This window comes from Aeromonas sp. HMWF014 (genome assembly GCF_963878295.1).
Classification (GTDB): Bacteria; Pseudomonadota; Gammaproteobacteria; order Enterobacterales; family Aeromonadaceae; genus Aeromonas; species Aeromonas popoffii.
Genome location: NZ_CAWNYS010000540.1, coordinates 1 through 3,473 on the forward strand (window position 1 = coordinate 1; position 3,473 = coordinate 3,473).

The 3,473-nt window shown below is 59.9% G+C and carries 3 protein-coding genes; all 3 read right to left on the minus strand.

Annotation, left to right across the window (positions count from 1 at the left end; translation table 11 throughout):
* Positions 1 to 71 precede the first annotated feature (71 nt).
* Positions 72 to 578: a hypothetical protein gene (locus AAC083_RS21040; RefSeq protein WP_108537630.1), complete on the minus strand. Its 507-nt coding sequence runs from the start codon at positions 576 to 578 to the stop codon at positions 72 to 74.
* Positions 579 to 730: 152 nt separating this feature from the next.
* Complete coding sequence (gene sbcB / locus AAC083_RS21045; protein ID WP_108537631.1) at positions 731 to 2,158, minus strand: exodeoxyribonuclease I; 1,428 nt, start codon at positions 2,156 to 2,158, stop codon at positions 731 to 733.
* 250 nt (positions 2,159 to 2,408) lie between these two features.
* Positions 2,409 to 3,473: L-arabinose isomerase family protein (locus tag AAC083_RS21050; protein ID WP_258224805.1), on the minus strand; the 1,065-nt coding region annotated here is incomplete at its 5' end.

Sequence of the window (3,473 nt, forward strand, 5' to 3'; positions counted from 1 at the left end):
CATTGGCGAGCATAATTCAGGCTCCCATGGGAGCCTGAATTATTCGCAAAGGGGGCATAAATGTCGGGGGATCAGTAACACCACTCGAAGCCGATGGCGTAATTGGCGGCGCCATAGCCCGGGATCTCGTTGCTGGAGAGCAGTGCCTTGAAGGTGAACTGCGGGCTGAGGGGCATGCCGAGCCCCATGCCGATGGCGACCTCATCATTGGTGTTGCCAATCATGTCGGCCCGGATCATGCGATAGAGCGACATGTCCTGGCTCATGTGCACATAGCTCTGGGAGGCGCGATTGTAGAGCTGACCAAACACCTCCAGCTGAAAACCGGCCTGGGGGGTGATGGCCAGCGGCACGCCGACAAAGTTGTAGAGATCGGATCGGTTGAAATAGCTGTTGGTGATCTGGGGAGTGAAGTCGGTCTGCAGATAGAGGCGGCTGAAGTTGCTCTCGATCAGCTCATAAGTTTGCTGCGGCAGTTGCAGCAAATAGTCGGGCACATCAAAACGCACGCCTGCCATGCAGGCCGAAGGCAGCAGGGAGCAGACGAGCAAGCCGAAACCGGATAATCCTGAACGCATCAGACGAGGCATCCCCAAGGGTCGATAGTCAAAGGCCGTTAATCCAATATTAGCGCACAAATAATTGAAACTTCAGGAGTCTTAGCTCCCCTTCCCATTATGTCTTGGGCGAGGGGAACAGACCGATATTTAACTGTGAAGCCGATCACATCTCACAGATCTTCGAGGTAGTGATAGAGGCTCTTGAGAATCGCAAAGTTCCGCTCATTACCCTGATTCTGCTCGGCCAGTGCCTCGAGGCGAGGAGCGTAGTCCGGCAGGCGGCGGCTGAAGTAGTCGCTGCAGTGCAGGCGCCATCGCTTCTGCTCCGCCTCGCTCAGGGTGTGCGGCCAGTTGCGGGCGCGGTAGCGGAACAGCATCTGGGGCAAACGCGCGTCTGTGAAGGCAAATTCCCGCTCCCCTAACAGTTCGGCCGGGGTGGCACGCACCAGATCCATAGTGGCCTTGTCGCCGTGGCCGAAGAAACCGGCGTAGAGCTGGGTATCCGGATCCGAGTCATTGTTGCCCGCGAATTCCTGATTGAACACCTCCACCAGTTTTTCCCGCACCTCGGGATGAGCTCGCAGCAGATCCAGGCTCTTGCGGCACTGCTCCCGGTCGATGCCAAGCTCGTCGGCGCGCTCGGCGGTCAGGGTGGCCGCTGGCGCCAGCACCGGGCACTTGTTGATGTGCACCAGCTTGACCGGAATGGCCGCCAGATCTCCCAGCTCATCCTTGCGGGTATAGAGCCGCTCGCGGATCTCGTCGCTGGAGAGCGCGATGAGCGGGGTCGGATCACGGGTCAAATCCACCATGATCACCGCATTCTGGTTACTGGGGTGCCAGGCGAGCGGCGACACCCAGCTCACGCACCCCTGCCAGGGGGAGAACATGCCGGAGACATGGGTCAGTGGCTTCATAGTCACCACGTCGATCAGTGCTTTAACCTTGTTCTTGTTGCGAAGGTCAAACAGATAGTTAAACAACTTGGGCTGGGCCTTTTTCACCAGCTTGGCCATCTCTATGGTAGCCAGCACATCGGAGAGCGCATCGTGGGCATTGGCGTGAGCCACGCCGTTGGCCACCGTCAGCTTCTCCAGCCTGAAACTCGGTTTGCCCTCCTCGTCAAATGCCCACTCGATCCCCTCCGGGCGCAGGGCATAGCAGGCCCGCAGCATGTCGAGTATGTCCCAGCGGGAGTTGCCGTTTTGCCAACTGTAGGCGTAGGGGTCATAGAAGTTGCGATAGAGGGTGTAGCGCGTTACCTCGTCATCGAAGCGGATGCTGTTGTAGCCCAGCACGCAGGTATTCGGGGTGGCAAACTGTTCGTGGATCTGGCGGATGAAATCCGCCTCGCACAGTCCGTCTTTCATCGCCTTTTGCGGCGTGATGCCAGTGATCAGGCAGGCTTCCGGATCCGGCAAATAATCTGCCGGCGGCTTGCAATAGATGACCAGTGGCTCGCCGATGAGGTTGAAATCTGCATCGGTACGAATGCCGGCGAACTGCGCCGGCCTGTCCTTCGCCGGGCTGATGCCGAAGGTCTCGTAATCGTGGAAGTAGAAGGTGGGCTCAATGCCGGATTGTGCTGTTTTGCTCATAAGTTCCGAGATGGGTGTCTGATGCGGTGGTGCCACGCACCTGAGTGGGCGGTGCCATGCACCACGATTACCTGCATGGTAAACCATAGCGCAGGCCGAGCGAAGGGCAGACAGCCCGGCTGCTGGTTTATTGGACAGGCAAGGGATGATGAGGTAGCAAGAGTCGTCTGGCAGGTATGTGGAATAGAGAAGGAAGCAGCCCCGCTGGCGGGGCTGCTGTCATGGTGGTGGCTGCTGGCTGATTAAGGGATCAGCGGCAGATCTTGTAATAGACCTCGTTCCACTGGAGTGTCTGCTTGAGCTCCGGGATCCGGGTGTGCTCGTCGATCTCCACGAACTCTATGCCCATGATGTCGGCGAAGGTGCGCAGCTGCTCGATCTCCACCGACTGGGTGAACACCGAGTGGTGGGCGGCGCCCGCCAGGATCCAGGCCTCGGCGCTGGTTTGAAGGTCCGGCATGGGCTTCCACAGGGCGCTTGCCACCGGTAATTTCGGCATGGCCTCTGGCAAGTCCACCACCTCCAGCTGATTGACCACCAGCCGGAAGCGGTTGCCCAGATCGATGAGGCTGGCATTGACCGCCTTGCCGGCAGGCACCGCGAATAGCAGTCGGGCCGGGTCGGCCTTCTTGCCTATCCCCAGGTGTTGGACGTCCAGCACGGGTTTACTTGCGGCGATAGAGGGGCACACCTCCAGCATGTGGGCACCCAGCACCAGGTTGTTGCCCGCCTCCAGGTGGTAGGTGTAGTCCTCCATGAAGGAGGTGCCGCCCGCAAGGCCTGTTCCCATCACCTTGAGGGTGCGCAGCAGGGCCGCCGTCTTCCAGTCCCCTTCGGCCCCGAAGCCGAAGCCTTGCTGCATCAGGCGCTGGCAGGCCATCCCAGGCAGCTGGTGCAGGCCATGGAGATCCTCGAAGGTGGTGGTGAAGGCGCCAAAGCCGCCCTCGGTGAGAAATTTTTTCATCCCCAGCTCCTGGCGCGCGGCTTCATAGAGGGACGCGCGCAGTGGCCCGCCGGCCTGCACCGCTTCGGTCAGGGTATAGGTCTGTTCGTACTCGGCCAGCAGCGCGTCGATATTGGCGGCGGGCACGGTGTCGATGACCTTCACCAGATCGCCAACCGGGTGATAGTTCACCTGATAGCCGAACTGGATCTGGGCTTCAATCTTGTCGCCCTCGGTGACGGCCACGTTACGCATGTTGTCGCCAAAGCGGGCGATTTTCATGTGGCGGCTGTCGTGAATGGCGGCGGCGATGCGCATCCAGTTGCCGATCTTGCTCCTTGCTTCCTCATCCTGCCAGTGGCCCACCACCAC

What these genes read in the sequence shown, in the direction of transcription:
- AAC083_RS21040 (WP_108537630.1), bottom strand. Translation starts at nt 578, where the DNA reads ATGCGTTCAGGATTATCCGGTTTCGGCTTGCTCGTCTGCTCCCTGCTG.
- sbcB (WP_108537631.1), bottom strand. Translation starts at nt 2,158, where the DNA reads ATGAGCAAAACAGCACAATCCGGCATTGAGCCCACCTTCTACTTCCAC.